This is a genomic window from Brevundimonas sp. MYb52, assembly GCF_002979535.1.
GTDB lineage: Bacteria > Pseudomonadota > Alphaproteobacteria > Caulobacterales > Caulobacteraceae > Brevundimonas.
Genome location: NZ_PCPB01000001.1, coordinates 492,744 through 508,895 on the forward strand (window position 1 = coordinate 492,744; position 16,152 = coordinate 508,895).

A 16,152-nucleotide genomic window follows, 5' to 3' on the forward strand; every position below is an offset into this window, starting at 1 on the left:
CCAATAGGGCGCTCCATCGGTTCGGGGTGTAGCGCAGCCTGGTAGCGCATCTGGTTTGGGACCAGAGGGTCGGAGGTTCGAATCCTCTCGCCCCGACCATGGATTAGCCCGTTTGGGCGGGACGGGCTTTTGCGCTCGTCCGAGCGGCGAAGCGCCGCTTTTTGATCAACTTTCCGATCGACACTGCCCTCAGCATCCAAAGGCGGACTTGTTTGAGGTTCGATAGGGCGGGCGTGACGCTATTTTTCCGCGTTTCGTCTTTTCCAGCTCCATAAAAATGCTGGGACTGTCAGCATTAGGAACGTGATGACGCGGGCGATATTGTTGTCTGTGACGATGTAGCTGCAGAAACCGCTCCACACGGCCATCAAGGCAATTCCCGCCCAAAACTGCCGTGGGGAGAAACGCTTCATCGTTGGTTGTCCCTCTCGCTGGAAAGCAAGTCACCAATAGCAGACTCGCAGAGGGTCCCATAAGGGTGGGAAGCGGACACCCATTTGCTGAGGACTACGCAACTCGCTGTCGGGTGTGTCGAAAGCGTAGCAACTGCGCCACCGGGCCCATCAAAGCTACTGCGCCAATCATCAGCAGCACGATGTCACCAATGCCAGCCAGTGCGACTGGGATCAGGAGTGCTGTGGCCGTCCAGTTAGATATGAGGAGAGGGCGTCTGCTGGCTCCGCACGGTATGGTAACGCTAAGGGCATTCCATAAGCAGAGCCCCCCAAAAGCGAGGCAAAACACCAGCCAGAACGACAACAGCCAAACATCCTCAGGCTCCCGCCCATAGCTGTTAACGGCTTCCGGCAAAAAGACCATCGCCGCCAATCCGCCGAGAGCCAGCAAGATGGCTTCAATCAGGTTCGTCCAGCGCACTACCATTACAGCAGGCTACGAATGGTGACGAAGGTCCGCAACGGGTCGAAAGCGGACCTTAGGTGCGCGACCCAATGCTGACATAGTGCGTGCATGTCAGTGGGCCTTCGAGCGATTATCCGTCGGAGACTGATCCATCGGCGTGCAATGGATCGTCATCGGTTGGGATCTCGGCGCCGTGGCGATACCAGGGGGCGCGAGAGGACCAGCATTCATGCAGGGTGGCGGTCACGCCGGGGTCGTCGTCGAATGACCCGCCCGGGATGATGACCTGACGACCGCTGCGCGTGAAATGGGGAAGCGGCGAGCCGCAGCTCTTGCAAAATGCGGTCGCGAAGCTTCTCGCCGAGAGCAGGTCGAAGCGCGCCACCTGATCCTGACCTCGGGTCCACCTGAAGGCGTCCGGGGCGACGACGGCGTTGGTGGTGAAGGCCGCGCCGCTGGATTTTCGACAGCGCGAACAATGGCAGTTCACGAACATCGCGAACGGCGGCGAGACCTCGTAGGCGACATCCCCGCATAGGCAACTGCCGCGAACGACTGATTCTGCTCTCATCACACAAGGTTATCCGTGCGACGGATTTCATCAATGCGGGTCAGGTCGAGGCGTAGCCGCCGTTCAGGGCGTAGCTGAAGCCGATCGGCAGGGCGGAACGGAACAGGGTGAAGAAGGCCGCCAGTTCGCCAAGCGTGGAGCGCGGCAGGAAGATGATGTCGCCGCGACGCAGGGCCACGACTTCGCTTTGGCGCGGGCGAAGGTCGACCACGCGCATCATGCGCACGCCGCCGGGGCCGCGCCGGATCAGGGCGGCCTGTTGCGCCTTGGCCGAGGGCAGGGCGCCGCCGGCCATGATGACGGCCTGATAGGCGTCGATGTCGCCCGGCATGTCGAAGACGCCCGGATTGCGAACCTCGCCGTCCACCCAGACCTTGAGCGGGCCGGCCACACGCAAAGTCACCTCGACCTCGGGGCGACGCAGCTGCGTGGCGTAACCTGCTGAAATATCGGCTTCAAGCTGCGACAAGGTGCGGTCAGCGGCCATGACGTGGCCAAGCAGGGGCAGAGAGACGCGACCGTCGGGGCCGATCTTGAGCTGACGCGTCAGTTCTGTGGCCGTCGGGGTCGCGACCTCGATCTCGTCGCCAGGATAGAGCAGGTATTCGGGCTCGATGTCGGTCCAGTCGGCGAAGGGCACATCGGGAAATTGATCCGCGCCAACGCCTTGCACCCGACTCCCATCGTGCGCCGAGGCGCTGGCGCAGCCGGTCAGGCCGGCGGCGAGACCCATCAGGACGAGACGACGATCAGGGATCATGGAGGCGATGACCAAGCTTGAAATCGGATTGAACTCAGGCTGAACGGTTATGGGTAACGGGTGGTTAACGTGCCAGCGGCAAAGGTGTGCTCGACGATTCCAACGGATTGCCCGGTTCATGCGTTCGACAGCCTATGCAGCCTCCCGACCGCGGTACGGCGTCCTCGACGTCGTGGTTCTGCTGTTCCGCGAACTGTGGCTGATGATTCTGATCTTCGCCATTCTGTTCATCATCGGCGCGGCGGCGGCCCTGACGCTCAAGAAGACCTATACGGCCGGCGCCAGTCTGTTCGTCGGCGTGGGCCAGGAATATGTCTATCAGCCGCGTGTGGGCGCCACGGACCGCGGGGCGCCGCCCGCCGCCGGCGAGGTGGCGCAGTCGGAAGCCGCCATCCTGAACAGCCTTGAGGTCAAGCAGCGCGTCGTTCGCGCCCTGGGCGTCGAGACCTTCCAGGACGGCAAGCCAGCCACAGGCACGGCCGCCGAACAGGAAGCCGCCGCCGTGCGCGCCGTCAGCGCCGGTCTGGACGTGTCGGCGGCGCCGCTGAGCCCTGTCGTGGGCCTGACCTACAAGAGCGACGATCCGGCCCTGTCGGCGCGTGTGCTGAACACGGTGATCGACCAGTATCTGACCTATCGCCGTGAGGTCTTTCAGGATCGCGCGACCCCGGCCATCCAGACCCAGCGTCAGACCTTTGAAGGCGAGCTGGCGGATGCCGACCGGGCCTATGAGGCCTTCCTGAGCAGCAACAATATCGGCGACTTCGCCACGGCCAAGGCCACGCTCGCGGGCACCTATCAGTCGATCTTCGCCGAGCGGATGAACGTACAGGCGCAACTGAACCAGGCCGCTCAGCGTCTGGCGACCCTGGTGGCGCAGCAAAACCGGACGCCAGCGGAAATCGCGCTGCAGCAGGACCTGAACATTTCGGCGCAGGATCAGATCCTGCAACTGCGGACCCAGCGCGAGACCCTGTTGTCGCGCTATCAGCCCGACGCTCAGCCGGTGCGCGAGATCGAGAACCAGATCGCCCAGCTTCAGGCCTATGTCGGCACGGGAACGGCCGTCGGGGCCAAGGAGGTCCGCACGGGCCCCAATCCGATCTGGGTCGAGCTGGAAACCACCCGCATCAATGCTCAGGCCGAGCGCGACTCCCTGGCCGCCCGCCTTACCGTGTTGGACCGCCAGGTCGTGGACCTGCGGGCGCGTCAGGCCCGTCTGACCGAGCTGGAATCGCGCAACGCCACCCTGTCCGGCAATCGCGAGGTCCTGTCGGCCTCGATCCGTGAGTTCCAACTGCGTGAGACCCAGAGCCGCGCCGACAATGAACTGGTCAAGGCAGGCGCAGACAATGTCACGGTGATCGAACGCGCCCAGCCGCCGTCTCGGGGCAAGAGCATGAAGGCCGTGCTGTTCATCGCCGCCTTCCTGTTCGCGGGGTTCACGGCGCTGTGCGTCGGTCTGGTGCGGGTCTTCCTGCGCAAGGGTTTCTCGATGCCGTCGACCGCCAGTCGCACTCTGCAACTGCCGGTATTGGCCGTCGCGCCGATGAAGCGCGCCTGATCGCCTAACGGTCATGCTAGGCTGACGGCTTGGAATGAGCGCGTAACCGATTCGATGGTCGATCTGACGACGGAAATGGCGGGATTGTGGGCGGCGCTGGGGCCAGCGTCGGCTCATCGCGGCCGCGTGATCCAGTTCGTGTCGGCGACCAGCGGCGAGGGGACCTCGACCGTGGCGCGTGAGTTTGCCCGGCTAGCGGCGGTGCGCGCCAGAAAGCCCGTCTGGCTGATTGACGGCGACCTGGCCCAGCAAGGGCAACTGGACGCCATCGCGGCTGAGCCCGAGCGGTTCGGGCGGCTGGCGGCGCCGGTGAAGGCCTCACCCGACGGCTCGGCCTTCTATGCTGTGACGCCGCCCATGCGCGGCCGAGACGGCCTGCCGGTGCCGCCCGCGCGTCTGATGACTGCGCGCGCCTGTCTGGGCGGACGGTTGTTCGTGACGCGCTTCCATATGGAACTGACCCGCGCGGGCCAACGGGTCGAGCCTCTGGGCGAGGCGCGGTATTGGGCGGGGCTGCGCCGTCATGCCGACACTGTGGTCATCGACACGCCCGCAGCCGATCGCAGCGATATGGCGATCACCCTGGCGCCCTTTATCGACGCCACCATACTGGTGGTCGCGGCCGAGACCACGGCGGCTGGCGAACCAGTGGCGCTGCGTGACGAGATCGACGCCGTGGGCGGGCAGATCGCCGGTGTGGTGATGAACCGCTCGACCTGGTCGCCGCCCGCGATCTTGAAGCGTCTGGCGGGTTAGGCCGGCTGTCGATTCAGGCGATCAAGTTCGCGCGCGCCGTAAAAATGCGGCTCGAAGCCCTTCATCCAGAAAAGTTTTCCTAGGCCACGTGCGCTGCGATCCAGCATGTCCGCGCGGCGCGGGCTGGCGATCAGCGTCAGGCCTGCGGCGGCGAATAGCCAGACACCGGCCTGGGCGGCGCCGATGACCATCCAGCGGGCCACCCTAGGCCAGTCGCGGGCGGCGGCGGCGGTCTGGCTCGGGCCCTGACCATAGGCGAAGGCCCGCGTCAGGGCGTAGCGCAAGGTGGCGCGGTGGGGCGGTGCGAACTCATCGACCCAGGCGTCTGCGGCCCAACCGAAGCGACCGCCACGCCCCGCCAGGGCGGCGAACAAGGCGTCGTCCTCGCCGCCTGACTGGTCAGCCGCGAGATTGAAGGGGGCGGCGCCGGGCAGGGCGGTGGCCCGCACCAGCAAGGAGTTGCCGCAGCCGTACGGGATGTCGATGAGCCGGCTGTCGGGGGGGCCTTCGCGACCGAAGAAGCGTTCCAGATAGGGCGTGGTCCAGCCGGTTTCATCAGGCACACGACCGCGAATGGGGCCGAAGACGGCGTCGGCGCCGGTCGCTTCCTGGGCGGAGAGCAAGGCGGCGAGCCAGCCGGTCGAGGCGGCCTCGTCGTCGTCAAGGAAGGCGATCAGGGGCGCGGTCGTGGCCGCCAGGCCTTCATTGCGGGCCGTGGCGACGCCGGGACGTGGGGCGTGACGCCAGACGACCGGAAGCGAGGCTTCGGCGGCGAGGCGGGTCGTCAACTCGCGGGAACTGGCCTCGGGGTCGTTGTCGACGACGATGATCTCGCGCAGGCGATCCACGACGCCGACCTGGGCCAAGACTGAGCGCATAGCGCGCTCCAGGCTGTCGGGGCGGCGCAAGGTGGGGATGATGACGGTGACGTCGGCTTGCGCGCTCATGCGGCCAGAACCTCGCCGACAGTGCGAATGTCGCAGCCAGCCATGCGAGCGTAGTCGATCAGCCGATCAAGCGCATCAGGCGTGCAGCCCCAGGGCGACGGGGTTTCGCGCACATCGTGGGTGTAGAGGATCAGCCAGGCCTGCTCGGCCACGGCGCGGTCGATCCAGGCGCGGGCCAGCGCCTCGCCGTCGGGGCCTTCGATGCCGACGCCGGGCAGTTGATTGCGGTCGCCGCCATCATGGACCAGAGCCTTGTGCACGCCGCGCAGCGAGGCATAGCGGGCGCCCAACTGCTTCTTGGCGCGGGGCGAAACCTCACCATAGGGGTAGGCGAAATGAAGCGGGGCGGCTCCGAGGCCTCGCAGGGCGAGGTCGTTGGCGTCCAGATCCGCTTCCAGATCAGCCGGCGCGGTGCGGTGGCAATCGACGTGGTCGAGCGTGTGACCGGCGACCTCATGCCCCTGATGGATCAGGGTGCTGATTTCGGCGGCGTTGGCGAAACGCCCCATGTGGCCGGCCTGTCCGAACAGGCCGGCGCATACGTAGAATGTGCCGCGCGCGCCGTGCTTCTCCAGCGCCTGAGCCCCCGCATGGGCGGCGCTGGCGGGAATATCGTCGAAGGTGAAGCTGACGATGGGGCGCTTCAGCTCGAGCCGCGCCGGACGCCGATGAGTCAGACGCGCGAACCGGCGACGCAGCTTGCCCCTCAGGCTGACATCCGGGGTGTAGGGTTGGATCATATCGCCTCCGCATAGAGGGCGACGCGGTAGAGCCGCAGGCTGAAGGCGCGAAGGCCGACCGGCAGGATGGAGGTGCGCGCCGCCTGCCGGAACAGGGGGCGGATCGTCTTCAATCCCGGCACGGCCTGAAGCCGCCGCGCGACGCGATAACTGGGATAGGCGGCGACGAAATCGGGGTGCTTGGCTACAACGCGGGCGAAATTAGGCGCTGACTGCTCGTATTTGGCGGCCAGGGTTTCCACGGTGTCCAGGCCCATATGTGTGGCGGGGTTGTCGATATGCTCGACCTGGAACCGGCGCGAGACGCGCATGGCCCATTCGACGTCTTCCCAGCCCCAGCCGCTGAAGCCAGGGTCGAAAGCCTCGGCCTCGAAGACGTCGCGGCGGACCAGAAGGTTCGAGGTGAAGACGTATTTCTCGGGCTGCAGGGCGCGCTGGTCGGCGGCGATGCAGTCAGATCGGGCCGCCATGCTGCGATGAACCGCGAAGCGGGCGTCGTCGGGGGCTTGCAGCAAGGAAAACCCGCCGAAGGCTACGGCCGTTTCGCCCGCGCGGGCCAGGTCGGCCCAGGTTTGCACGAACCGATCGTGGTCCGGGCGCATGTCGCTGTCGAGGAACAGCAGGCTGGAGCCTCGCGCCGCGGTCGCCAACCGGTTACGCCCGATGGAGCGGCCCTCGTTGCGGGACAGGGAGATCAGGCGGATCGGCAGGGCGCTGGCGTTGATCCGGGCGATCAGCCGGGCGGTCAAGGCTGCGTCGCCGGTGCCGTCGTCCAGCAGGATCGCCTCGGCGGCGCCGTTCAACCCATCGGCTTCACGTTCGAGGAGGGCGATCAGGGCGTCGGGATCATCGCGCAGGAAGGGGATAAGCACCGACAGGGCCGGGCGGGCGGCGCTCCACGCCGGGTTGTCGTGAATGGCGGCGGTCATGCGGCGGCCTTTCGTGCCTGGATGGCGCGGAACAGCCGCTGAGCCAGTTCGCGCACGCCGCCCGCGTTCAGAGCGAAGGCGCAGACGCCATAGACGGTCGCGCCGACCGAAGCGTCCAGCATCAGCTCAGGGAAGCCGCCGATGGGCGGCAGGAACCAGACGGCCAGCGCCATGACCCCGCAGCACAGAGCGCACTGACCCAGGGTGCTCCAGGGTGTCGGCAGGGGCAGGATGCGACGCCCCATGGCCCAGGATGCGACCAGGCCGATGGCGAAGCTGGCGGCGGTCGCCCAGGCGGCGCCCAGAACGCCAAAGGACGGGATCAGGATGATGTTGAGCAGGACGTTCGAGATCGCCGGCACGCTCATGGCCGCCAGCAGCCAACCCGTGCGGCGCCCCAGGGTGAAGGCCTGATGGAAGTAATAGACCGTCATGCCGGCTAGCAATGACGACAGGGCGATCCATGGCGTGACTAGGGTAGCGGCGTCCCGTAGGTCTTCGCCGATCATGAACTCCGACAGAGGGCGGGCGACCAGAGCCACGCCGACAGCCGCCGGCAGACCGATCAGGATCAGGGTCGAGGCCTGTTCGCGCGCTGCGGCCTGAAGTTGCTCGCGTCCGCCGCGCTCGAGCGCCATAACCAGGGCGGGTGTGCCGGCAGTTCCCAGCCAGATGAACAGGACATCGAGGGTTCGATTGGCGATGCTGTAGCCTGCGTGATAGGCGCCGACCGCCGCCTCATCCATGAACATAGCCAGCAGGAAACGGTCCGTTGAGGCCAGCACCAGGGCGAGACCCAGGGAGGCGGCGATAGGGTAGCCATAGACGGCGTAGCTCTTCAGCCGTTCGCGATCCACGACGCCGCTGCGCGCCTCGCGCAGTTCGCCGGGCAGGATGAAGGGCAGGGCGAACAGGGGAGCGATCAGCAGCCCTGCCAGCGGCGAAGACGCGCCCCCGCCCGAGAGGGCGAAGGCGGCGCCGACGCCGAAGCCGGCCAAGGTATTCCAGATGTCGAGGCTGGCGGCCTTGCGCACCTCGCCCGCCGCCCGATAGCGCTCCTGCGCCAGCTTGGTCAGGCAACGAACTGGTATCCCAAGCAGAGCCACGCCTATGGGCAGCCGGAAGCTGTCTGGCATGGGCCACAACCAGACCACCAGTCCCGCCAGCGGCAGGAACAGGGCGGTCATGATGAAGGCGGTGCGATAGAGGCTGGCGAAGTGACTGGCCATGTCGGCGCCGTCGCGCTGGGCGGCCCAGAAGCGCGCCATGGCGGCTTCCAGCCAACTAAAGGTCGCCACATGCGCCAGGGTCATGACCGAGAAGGCCAGGGCGTAGCGGCCGAAGTCCTCGGCGCTGAGCAGGCGCGTATAGACGATGACCGCCAGGAAGCCGACGACGCCCTGAATGATGTTGGCGGGCAGATAGCCCAGCACCCCACGCCAGAACATCAGCGCACCGACATCCGGTCGCCGAGTAGGACGGGGATGGTCACAGCGATGATCCAGAGGTCCAGCCAGAAGGACTGGTGCTCGATATAGTCGATGTCCAGTTGGACGCGGCGACGCACCTCAGGCGCGGTATGCATGGGGCCGCGAGACCCCTTGATCGCCGCCCAGCCGGTCATGCCGGGCTTGATCCGGTGACGGTGGGCGTAATCAGCGACCAGTCGCGCCGACTCGATCTCGCCGGTCTTCATGCCGATGGCGTGCGGGCGAGGGCCGACCAGCGACATTTCGCCTCGCAGCACGTTCAGAAGCTGCGGCAGTTCGTCCAGGCTGGTCGCGCGCAGGAAGCGGCCGATCCGGGTGATGCGGTCGTCGTCCGCCGTCACCTGGCGGCTGGCCGTGGCGTCGGCGTCGGCGTGACGCATGGTGCGGAACTTCCACACCACGATTTCTTCCTGATTGAAGCCGTGACGACGTTGCCGGAACATGGCGGGGCCGGGGCTGTCGAAGCGCACAAGCAAGCCGATGAGGAGCAGCAGGGGCGACAGCAGAATCAGACCGACAGACGCTAGAACCATGTCCTGGAGGCGTTTGTTGAAAGCGCGACGTTCAGGATCGACCGGGCCTTCCAGGGGGGCCATCGGGGATTGCGCCAGCTTCTCCAGCGCGGCGTTGCGCTGCTCGGCGGTCTTGGGATCGACCAGCAGGGTCAGGCGGATGGGCAAGGCGTTCAGGCGGGCGGTCAGGTCGCGCACGCGCGCCTCGGCCTTGGGGTCGATCGCCAGGACGATCTGGTCGATATAGGGGGTCAGCCGATGGTTCAGCAGGGCGTTGGCCTCACCCAGCACCGGCACGCCCTCGACCGCATCGGGCGAGCGCGCCAGGCGATCATCGAAGACGCCGAGGACATTGAGATCACGGCGCTGCAGCGCCTCCCGGATCAGGCGCTCGGCATGACGGGTGGCGCCGACGACGGCGATGTTGGGAGTCAGCGCGCCTTTGCGCCGCCAATCGGCGACCAGCAGGCTCCATACGGCGTGCAGGGCCAGCATCAGGCTCAGCAGGCCCAGGCTCCAGCGGCCATACTCGGCCCAGGGAGCCAGTTCGCCATGCAGGACCAAGCCTGTCGCGAAGGTCGCGGCGACCCCGCAAGCGACAACAGCGGCGACCGACGCCAGATGCGACAAGATGCCGTGGCTCTTGTCGAACCGGTATAGGCCCAGGGATCGGAGCAGGCCAAGCACAGCTACGGCGCCGAGCACCAACGGCGCAGCGTCCGCCAGTCGGGCCGACAGGAGCGCACCACCGGACACATGGGCGACGCCGACAGCTGTGGCGGCGAACAGGCCAACGATGTCCAGCCCACGGAAATAGAAGACGCGCAGGCGGGTCGCGTTGCGCTGACGGGTGTTCAGCCAGACGTCCGGCCGGAACGGACCGCGCCGCGCCCGGCCGGGCGCGGCGTGCGAATCACGCGCCACAGCGGCCGAATCGCGCGTCTGGCGCGTTCTGGCGCTGGGCGCGTCCGCTGCGGGAAGGAGGGTGTCGGCCGGCGGCATGAGACGAACGTTGTGATCCTACACGAAGATTAGGGGCTATTTCCTTGCACGGCGGGTGTCTATCCCCCGTTAACGTGATTGATTGCGCTTAGCTTGTTGCGCGCCATCAAATGACGGGCTATCCACGCCGCCTGCCGGAGACGTGGCCGAGTGGCTGAAGGCAACGGTTTGCTAAATCGTCGTACCCTGTAAGGGGTACCGAGGGTTCGAATCCCTCCGTCTCCGCCAGAAACCCCGCCTCGGGGTTTCAGCAACCCCTTCAAGCAAACTCGGAATATCGGACTTCTTGCGGCGGCTCGGTTTAAGGCTGCGAAAGCGTCCGTGACGGTTCGTCCGACGATGTTAGGGTCAGGCGCCGTTGGAGGAGGTCTGATGCCCTGTCGCGCCCTGAAGATCCTGACTGTCCTTGCTGCCTGCGCCATGGTTTCGGGCTGTTATTCCTGCTCGCTCAATGGCGGATGGGAGGGACAGTTGAATCCGTTCTGCGTCGAGGCGGGCTCTCTGGTTGAGCCGACTGCACTGCCGGACAGCGTGGGAGGCGCGTCAGGTGAGATGGGCCGGGTTCGGGCGCGTCGAGCTGCGGTCTGAAGCCGGACGTATCAAACTTTGGATTTTGGTCGGCTTGCCGGCCGTGCGTCGACTGGGGCGGCTGAGGTGTCCTGAGGCTGGGCCAGGTCTCTAGCCGAGACCCCGTTCTGACGCAGGATGCGGCGGGCGATGTCCGGCGCGCCGATCAGGGGCATGGGCTGGCCGAAGGTCTCGCGCCACAGGCGGTTCAGGTGGGCGTCGTCAGGGGACAACTGGGGTTTCATGGCGGCCTCGCGTCGGAGTTGCGCGGCATCCTAGACAGGGTGGAGGGCTCGCCGTCGTAAATGCCTGTAAAATCGCCAATCGTGGGTCGTTCTGTCGCGCCTTGTGGTTATTTTTTGGCTGAATATTTCGAAAATGTCCGAAATTTTCCCTGTCTCGTTTCTGCTTGGCGTCGAAAAGTGGTGACTTACGGGTTAAAAATTCTCTGGGTGCTGCATTTTTGCCCTTGTCGATTTTGCGGATGCGATAAACAGTTCGCAACTGCGAAACGCATGAGGGGATACGCGCATGACGCAGTTCAAGAACAGCTTACCGGGGCTTCTCGCCCTGCTTTGTCTAACCGGCGGATTGTTCGCCGTCGGAGCGGCGCTTGCGGCGCCGGACGCCGCGACCGTCGCCAACATCGCTAGTGCTGCTGCAACAGCGTCGGAGCCTGCTCCGGCGCTGTTTTCACATCAGGTTCCGCTGGAGCTGGATGCGGCGGGCACGGCCTGGCTGGGGACCTCCACCGCCCTGGTCCTGCTGATGACCCTGCCGGGTCTGGCGCTCTTCTACGGTGGCATGGTGCGCCGCAAAAATGTGATCGCCACCATCACCCAGTCGGTCGCCGCCTTTGCGGTGGTGTCGCTGACCTGGTTCATCGCCGGCTACACCATCGCCTTCGGGACCAACGGCGATGCAGGGATCAACCAGTATATCGGCAGCCTGGACGCCCTGTTCCTGAACGGGGTGACGGTGGACACGGCGCACAGCCTGCTGCCGGGCATCCCGGAGTTCCTCTGGGTGTCGTTCCAACTGACCTTCGCCATTATCACCCCGGCGCTGATCACCGGGGCGTTCGCCGAGCGGCTGAAATACTCCGGGATGCTGCTGTTCACGGCCCTGTGGTCGCTGGTGGTCTATGCGCCGATCGCCCACTGGGTCTGGGGCGGGGGCTTCCTGGGCGCGCAAGGCGTTCTGGACTTCGCCGGCGGCGCCGTGGTTCACGTCAACTCGGGCGTGGCGGGCCTGGTCTGCGCCCTGTTCCTCGGGCCGAGGAAGGGTTACGGCGTCGAGCCTATCACGGCGCACAATCCGGTTCTGACCATGATCGGCGCCTCGCTTCTGCTGGTCGGCTGGATCGGCTTCAACGCCGGTTCGGCGGGCGCGGCCAACGGCCTGATGGGCGCGGCCCTGATCAACACCCTGCTGGCGGCGGCTGCGGCCTCGCTGGCCTGGAAGTTCGTCGAGGTCGTCTACAAGAAGAAGTGGTCGCTGATTGGCGTCCTGTCGGGCGTGGTCGCGGGCCTGGTCGCCATCACCCCGGCGGCGGGCTTTGTCGATCCCAAGGGCGCGGTCATCATCGGCCTGATCGCCGGTCCGGCCTGCTATGTCTCTTCGGTCTGGCTGAAGAAGCTGCTCAAGTACGACGACAGCCTGGACGCCTTCGGCCTGCACGGCGCGGGCGGTCTGGTCGGCGCCCTGTTGACCGGCGTCTTCGCCTCGACGGCGATCAACAGCCTGTCGGAAGGGGCCAATATCGGGGCTCAGGCCCTGGGTCTGGTCTGGACCATCCTGTGGAGCGCGGTCGGCACCCTGATCATCCTGCTGATCTGCAAATACACCACGGGCCTGCGCGTCACGGACGAACAGGAAACGGAAGGCCTGGACGCTCACCTGCACGGCGAAGTGTTGGACGGCGTCTAGGCGCGGGGCGGGACGCGGCGCCTCCCCGCCGCGTCCCATTCCCAAAGAACCTGCCAAGGGAACCAATGCCCGGCCGCGCTCCACCAGCGGTCGGATGAGTAGGCGTGACCGGAATCAATCAAACTTTGAGGGGATATGTCATGAGACTTGCACTTGCTTGCGCGTCGTTGCTGGCGCTGACCGTTGGAGCGGGCGCCGCCCAGGCGCAGTCCGCGCCAGAGGTGGCCTTCAACATCGGCGTGGTCAGCGATTACGTTTTCCGTGGAGCCAGCCAGACAGACGAGGACCCGGCGCTCCAAGGCGGGATCGACGCCACCTTCGGCGGCTTCTACGCCGGAACCTGGGCGTCCATGGTGGACTTTGGCGATGATACGGACGCCGAGGTCGATCTGTACGGCGGCTATCGCACCGAGGCGGCGGGCTATGCGCTGGACTTCGGCGTCGTCGGCTATTTCTACGTCAATGAGCCGAGTGCGGCGGACTACACCTATGTCGAGTTCAAGGCGGCGGCGTCGCGGGCCATCGGACCGGCGACGGTCGGCGCCGCAGTCTATTATTCGCCCGACTTCTTCGGCGTGGACGACGAGGCGACCTATCTGGAGGCGAACGCCGCCTATGCTCTGGCGGACAAGTGGACGGTGTCCGGCGCGGTCGGCCATCAGTGGCTGAATGTCACCGATGACTACACGACCTGGAACGTCGGCCTGGCCTACGCCCTGACCGACAATCTGGCGGTGGACGTGCGGTATCATGACACGGACGTGGACGGACCGCTGACCGACGACCGTTTCGTAGTGGGGCTGAAGGCCAGCTTCTAGGCAACAGGCGGGGCGGCGATACGGCGCGACCGGTCGCCGCTTTCCCTAGCGTGATCTTGGCGCCGCCTTCGCAGCGGGCTACGCCTGCGCCTCAATCTTGCTCTTGGGAGAGACGCACATGGACCTGACCACCGTCACTGAACACATCCGCGGCGCCGTCGGCGACAACTCGGGCCTCGGCAAGACCGTCAAGCTGGACCTTGGCGACGTCGGCAAGATCTTCATCGACGGCGCATCGGTGCCGAACTCGGTGTCGAACGACGACAAGCCCGCCGATGCCACTGTCTCGATGAAGTGGGACGACTTCATCGCTCTGTCGGAAGGCAAGCTGGACCCGATGATGGCCTTCATGCAGGGCAAGCTGAAGATCGCCGGCGACATGATGATCGCCCAGAAGCTGGCGCCGCTGCTGAAGCGCTGATGCGTTTCTGAGCAACCAGAACAAGAACGGCGCGGCTCCCTCGGGGCCGCGCCGTTTTGCTATCGGCGCTCGCAGAAGCGCGGTGAAGAGTTTGAGGACACGATCATGGATTTCGCCCCCTCCGAACGCGGCCTGATGTGGCGCGAACGCCTGTCGGACTTCATCGATGAGCATGTCGTCCCCGCCGAAGCGGAATACCGCGCCCAGGTCCACGCCAATCCCAAGGTCCAGGCCCCGGTGATGGAGGCGCTGAAGGCCAGGGCGAAGGAGACGGGGCTTTGGAACATGTTCCTGCCGGGCGAGCACGGCGCTGGGCTGACGAATCTTGAATACGCGCCCCTGGCCGAGCTGATGGGCCGGCGGCTTTGGTCGGCCGAGGTGTTCAACTGCAACGCCCCCGACACCGGCAATATGGAAGTCCTGCACATGTACGGCGACGCCATGCAGCAGGAACGCTGGCTGAAGCCGCTGATGGCGGGCGAGATCCGCTCGGCCTTCCTGATGACCGAGCCGGAGGTGGCGTCGTCCGATGCGACCAATATCCAGACCAGCATCGTCCGCGACGGCGACCACTATGTGATCAACGGCCGAAAGTGGTGGTCGACCAACATGGCCCACCCCAACGTCGCCGTGACCATCGTCATGGGCAAGACCGACACCCAGGCGGCCACGCACCAGCAGCAGAGCCAGATCATTGTGCCGACCGACACGCCGGGCTTCCGCGTCGAGCGGATGTTGTCGGTGTTCGGCTATGACGAGGCGCCGATCGGTCACGCCGAGGTGGTGTTGGAGAATGTGCGCGTGCCGGTCGAAAACCTGATCGCGGGGGAGGGCCGAGGGTTCGAGATCGCGCAAGGGCGGCTTGGGCCAGGCCGCATCCACCACTGTATGCGCGTGATCGGGGCGGCGGAGCGAGCCCTGGAACTGATGGTCGAGCGCCTGTTGAGCCGCACCGCCTTCCGCAAAAGCCTGGCCGAGCATTCGGTGTGGGAGCAACGGGTGGCCGAGGCCCGCACCAATATCGAGATGTGCCGCTTGCTGGTGTTGAAGGCCGCCTGGATGATGGACGAGGTGGGGGCCAAGAGCGCCAAGTCCGAAATCGCTCAGATCAAGACGGCGGCGCCCAAGATGGCGTTGCAGGTCATCGACGACGCCATCCAGGCCTTTGGCGGGGCGGGCGTTTCCGGCGACACCCCCCTGGCCGAACTCTACGCCACGGTCCGGACGCTTCGGATCGCAGACGGTCCAGACGAGGTGCACAACCGCGCCATCGCGCGGCTGGAATACGCTAAGCACGGCGGGCTGCGCCGCTAGATAAAAACGGGGCCGTGGCGATCGCCAAGGCCCCGTTTTCATGCCGCCTCGAGCCGGTCTTCAGCCGCTATTGGCGCTTGTCGGGCCGGAACAGCTGATGGCGATGGTGTGAGCCGATGCCGCCTTCCGTTACGTCGCTGATGAAGAAATTCTCGCTGTGGCGATGGGGCGGCTCTGCGCCGAAGTGCTGACTGATCCAGTGGGCGAAACCGGTCTTCTTGACCTGTGGCGGGTCTGCCTGGGCAGGCGACAGCGCTTCTTGGTCGGACGGATTTCGGACTTCGTTTTCGATGGGGTTCATCATGGTCGACTCTCCCGGTTTCTGAGAGATGGAACCGAGAAAACGAGGGGTCGTTCCTCCTGCCTAGCTGTCCCTGAGGATTACATTTTAGTCAGCTTCGACAGGGGGTTCCATCTCCAGCAATAGGGCCAGACGATGGCGCGCGCGGTTGACGCGGCTCTTGATGGTTCCGACGGCGCAGCCCGATATATCGGCTGCTTCCTGATAGGACAGACCGGCCGCGCCGACCATGACGATGGCCTCGCGGTGTTCGGGCGGCAGGGCGTTCAGCGCGGCCTGGAGCGAGGTCAGTTCGGCGGTCCATTCCTGGCTGGCCTCGGCAGTCAGGCTGGCGGCGTAGCGGCCTTCTTCGTCGGGCACTTCGCGGCGGCGTTTGGCGGCGCCGGTGTACCAGCTGTTCCTCAGGATGGTGAAAAGCCAAGCGCGCAGATTACTGCCCGGCTCGAACCGCGCCCGGTGCGCCCAGGCCTTTGTCAGAGTCTCTTGCACCAGGTCGTCGGCGTCGGCGGCGTTCCGCGACAGGGTGAAGGCGAAGGCGCGCAACGAGGGCAGGAGGTCGGTGATCGCATGACGCCAGTCGACCGGATCGACGATGCCGACGGCGCGGCGGGAAGCGGCATAGCTCGGGCCATTGTCCTGCGGCCCGTCAGGCACGCGAACATGGGGCATG

General features: G+C 65.8%; 16 protein-coding genes and 2 tRNA genes. 8 read left to right on the forward strand and 10 right to left on the reverse strand.

Annotation, left to right across the window (positions count from 1 at the left end; genetic code table 11):
* The first annotated feature begins 22 nt into the window (after positions 1–22).
* Positions 23–99: transfer RNA gene (locus tag CQ039_RS02360), tRNA-Pro, on the forward strand.
* Positions 100–991: 892 nt separating this feature from the next.
* On the opposite strand, the gene CQ039_RS02370 is transcribed toward CQ039_RS02360, so the two are convergent.
* Both CQ039_RS02370 and CQ039_RS02375 read right to left on the reverse strand, forming a co-directional pair.
* The gene (locus tag CQ039_RS02370; protein WP_199183541.1) at positions 992–1,351 is read right to left on the reverse strand and encodes a GFA family protein; all 360 of its coding nucleotides are present in this window, start codon (positions 1,349–1,351) and stop codon (positions 992–994) included.
* A 121-nt stretch (positions 1,352–1,472) separates the two neighbouring features.
* Positions 1,473–2,192, reverse strand: a complete 720-nt coding sequence (locus CQ039_RS02375; protein WP_105562391.1) for a polysaccharide biosynthesis/export family protein — start codon at positions 2,190–2,192, stop codon at positions 1,473–1,475.
* A 118-nt stretch (positions 2,193–2,310) separates the two neighbouring features.
* On the opposite strand from CQ039_RS02375, the gene CQ039_RS02380 reads away from it, so the two are divergent.
* Both CQ039_RS02380 and CQ039_RS02385 read left to right on the forward strand, forming a co-directional pair.
* Positions 2,311–3,756, forward strand: a complete 1,446-nt coding sequence (locus CQ039_RS02380; protein WP_105562291.1) for a Wzz/FepE/Etk N-terminal domain-containing protein — start codon at positions 2,311–2,313, stop codon at positions 3,754–3,756.
* Positions 3,757–3,810: 54 nt separating this feature from the next.
* Positions 3,811–4,512: a hfsB gene (locus tag CQ039_RS02385; protein WP_105562290.1), complete on the forward strand. Its 702-nt coding sequence runs from the start codon at positions 3,811–3,813 to the stop codon at positions 4,510–4,512.
* Here the strand turns inward: CQ039_RS02385 and CQ039_RS02390 are convergent.
* Genes CQ039_RS02390 through CQ039_RS02410 form a run of 5 tightly spaced genes read right to left on the reverse strand, consistent with a single transcriptional unit; the run spans position 4,509 to position 10,054 of the window.
* Positions 4,509–5,459, reverse strand: a complete 951-nt coding sequence (locus CQ039_RS02390; RefSeq protein ID WP_105562289.1) for a glycosyltransferase family 2 protein — start codon at positions 5,457–5,459, stop codon at positions 4,509–4,511. The two genes, CQ039_RS02385 and CQ039_RS02390, sit on opposite strands and share 4 nt — an antisense overlap.
* On the reverse strand, positions 5,456–6,199 hold the full coding sequence (locus CQ039_RS02395) for a polysaccharide deacetylase family protein (RefSeq protein ID WP_105562288.1): 744 nt from the start codon (positions 6,197–6,199) through the stop codon (positions 5,456–5,458). Before CQ039_RS02395 ends, CQ039_RS02390 begins: the two co-directional genes overlap by 4 nt.
* The gene (locus tag CQ039_RS02400) at positions 6,196–7,128 is read right to left on the reverse strand and encodes a glycosyltransferase family 2 protein (RefSeq protein ID WP_105562287.1); all 933 of its coding nucleotides are present in this window, start codon (positions 7,126–7,128) and stop codon (positions 6,196–6,198) included. Before CQ039_RS02400 ends, CQ039_RS02395 begins: the two co-directional genes overlap by 4 nt.
* Entirely contained in the window at positions 7,125–8,576 is a 1,452-nt protein-coding gene (locus CQ039_RS02405; protein ID WP_105562286.1) for a lipopolysaccharide biosynthesis protein, read from the reverse strand. Before CQ039_RS02405 ends, CQ039_RS02400 begins: the two co-directional genes overlap by 4 nt.
* Positions 8,576–10,054: an exopolysaccharide biosynthesis polyprenyl glycosylphosphotransferase gene (locus CQ039_RS02410; protein ID WP_233190123.1), complete on the reverse strand. Its 1,479-nt coding sequence runs from the start codon at positions 10,052–10,054 to the stop codon at positions 8,576–8,578. The genes CQ039_RS02405 and CQ039_RS02410 overlap by 1 nt, the downstream gene beginning before the upstream one ends.
* A gap of 214 nt (positions 10,055–10,268) precedes the next feature.
* Here CQ039_RS02410 and CQ039_RS02415 point away from each other — a divergent pair.
* Positions 10,269–10,360 (forward strand) — tRNA-Ser (locus CQ039_RS02415).
* 371 nt (positions 10,361–10,731) lie between these two features.
* On the opposite strand, the gene CQ039_RS02420 is transcribed toward CQ039_RS02415, so the two are convergent.
* Positions 10,732–10,944, reverse strand: a complete 213-nt coding sequence (locus CQ039_RS02420; RefSeq protein ID WP_105562284.1) for a hypothetical protein — start codon at positions 10,942–10,944, stop codon at positions 10,732–10,734.
* A gap of 286 nt (positions 10,945–11,230) precedes the next feature.
* Here CQ039_RS02420 and CQ039_RS02425 point away from each other — a divergent pair, with 286 nt between their 5' ends.
* The 4 genes from CQ039_RS02425 (at position 11,231) to CQ039_RS02440 (ending at position 15,181) form a co-directional block, all read left to right on the forward strand.
* Positions 11,231–12,628 (forward strand): ammonium transporter, encoded by a 1,398-nt coding sequence (locus CQ039_RS02425; protein ID WP_105562283.1) that lies wholly within the window; start codon positions 11,231–11,233, stop codon positions 12,626–12,628.
* 140 nt (positions 12,629–12,768) lie between these two features.
* A complete protein-coding gene (locus CQ039_RS02430; protein WP_105562282.1) occupies positions 12,769–13,446 on the forward strand; it encodes a TorF family putative porin in 678 nt (225 codons plus the stop codon).
* Positions 13,447–13,564: 118 nt separating this feature from the next.
* A complete protein-coding gene (locus CQ039_RS02435; protein ID WP_105562281.1) occupies positions 13,565–13,867 on the forward strand; it encodes an SCP2 sterol-binding domain-containing protein in 303 nt (100 codons plus the stop codon).
* 105 nt (positions 13,868–13,972) lie between these two features.
* The gene (locus CQ039_RS02440) at positions 13,973–15,181 is read left to right on the forward strand and encodes an acyl-CoA dehydrogenase family protein (RefSeq protein WP_105562280.1); all 1,209 of its coding nucleotides are present in this window, start codon (positions 13,973–13,975) and stop codon (positions 15,179–15,181) included.
* 67 nt (positions 15,182–15,248) lie between these two features.
* On the opposite strand, the gene CQ039_RS02445 is transcribed toward CQ039_RS02440, so the two are convergent.
* The gene (locus CQ039_RS02445) at positions 15,249–15,485 is read right to left on the reverse strand and encodes a hypothetical protein (RefSeq protein WP_105562279.1); all 237 of its coding nucleotides are present in this window, start codon (positions 15,483–15,485) and stop codon (positions 15,249–15,251) included.
* An 84-nt stretch (positions 15,486–15,569) separates the two neighbouring features.
* A complete protein-coding gene (locus CQ039_RS02450) occupies positions 15,570–16,151 on the reverse strand; it encodes a sigma-70 family RNA polymerase sigma factor (RefSeq protein ID WP_105562278.1) in 582 nt (193 codons plus the stop codon).
* Between the last annotated feature and the right edge of the window lies 1 nt (position 16,152).

Bases quoted from the DNA above. Each gene is read 5' to 3' on its own strand.
- CQ039_RS02375 (WP_105562391.1), bottom strand. From the start codon at position 2,192: ATGATCCCTGATCGTCGTCTCGTCCTGATGGGTCTCGCCGCCGGCCTG.
- CQ039_RS02380 (WP_105562291.1), top strand. From the start codon at position 2,311: ATGCGTTCGACAGCCTATGCAGCCTCCCGACCGCGGTACGGCGTCCTC.
- CQ039_RS02385 (WP_105562290.1), top strand. From the start codon at position 3,811: ATGGTCGATCTGACGACGGAAATGGCGGGATTGTGGGCGGCGCTGGGG.
- CQ039_RS02390 (WP_105562289.1), bottom strand. From the start codon at position 5,459: ATGAGCGCGCAAGCCGACGTCACCGTCATCATCCCCACCTTGCGCCGC.
- CQ039_RS02395 (WP_105562288.1), bottom strand. From the start codon at position 6,199: ATGATCCAACCCTACACCCCGGATGTCAGCCTGAGGGGCAAGCTGCGT.
- CQ039_RS02400 (WP_105562287.1), bottom strand. From the start codon at position 7,128: ATGACCGCCGCCATTCACGACAACCCGGCGTGGAGCGCCGCCCGCCCG.
- CQ039_RS02405 (WP_105562286.1), bottom strand. From the start codon at position 8,576: ATGTTCTGGCGTGGGGTGCTGGGCTATCTGCCCGCCAACATCATTCAG.
- CQ039_RS02420 (WP_105562284.1), bottom strand. From the start codon at position 10,944: ATGAAACCCCAGTTGTCCCCTGACGACGCCCACCTGAACCGCCTGTGG.
- CQ039_RS02425 (WP_105562283.1), top strand. From the start codon at position 11,231: ATGACGCAGTTCAAGAACAGCTTACCGGGGCTTCTCGCCCTGCTTTGT.
- CQ039_RS02430 (WP_105562282.1), top strand. From the start codon at position 12,769: ATGAGACTTGCACTTGCTTGCGCGTCGTTGCTGGCGCTGACCGTTGGA.
- CQ039_RS02435 (WP_105562281.1), top strand. From the start codon at position 13,565: ATGGACCTGACCACCGTCACTGAACACATCCGCGGCGCCGTCGGCGAC.
- CQ039_RS02440 (WP_105562280.1), top strand. From the start codon at position 13,973: ATGGATTTCGCCCCCTCCGAACGCGGCCTGATGTGGCGCGAACGCCTG.
- CQ039_RS02445 (WP_105562279.1), bottom strand. From the start codon at position 15,485: ATGATGAACCCCATCGAAAACGAAGTCCGAAATCCGTCCGACCAAGAA.
- CQ039_RS02450 (WP_105562278.1), bottom strand. From the start codon at position 16,151: ATGCCCCATGTTCGCGTGCCTGACGGGCCGCAGGACAATGGCCCGAGC.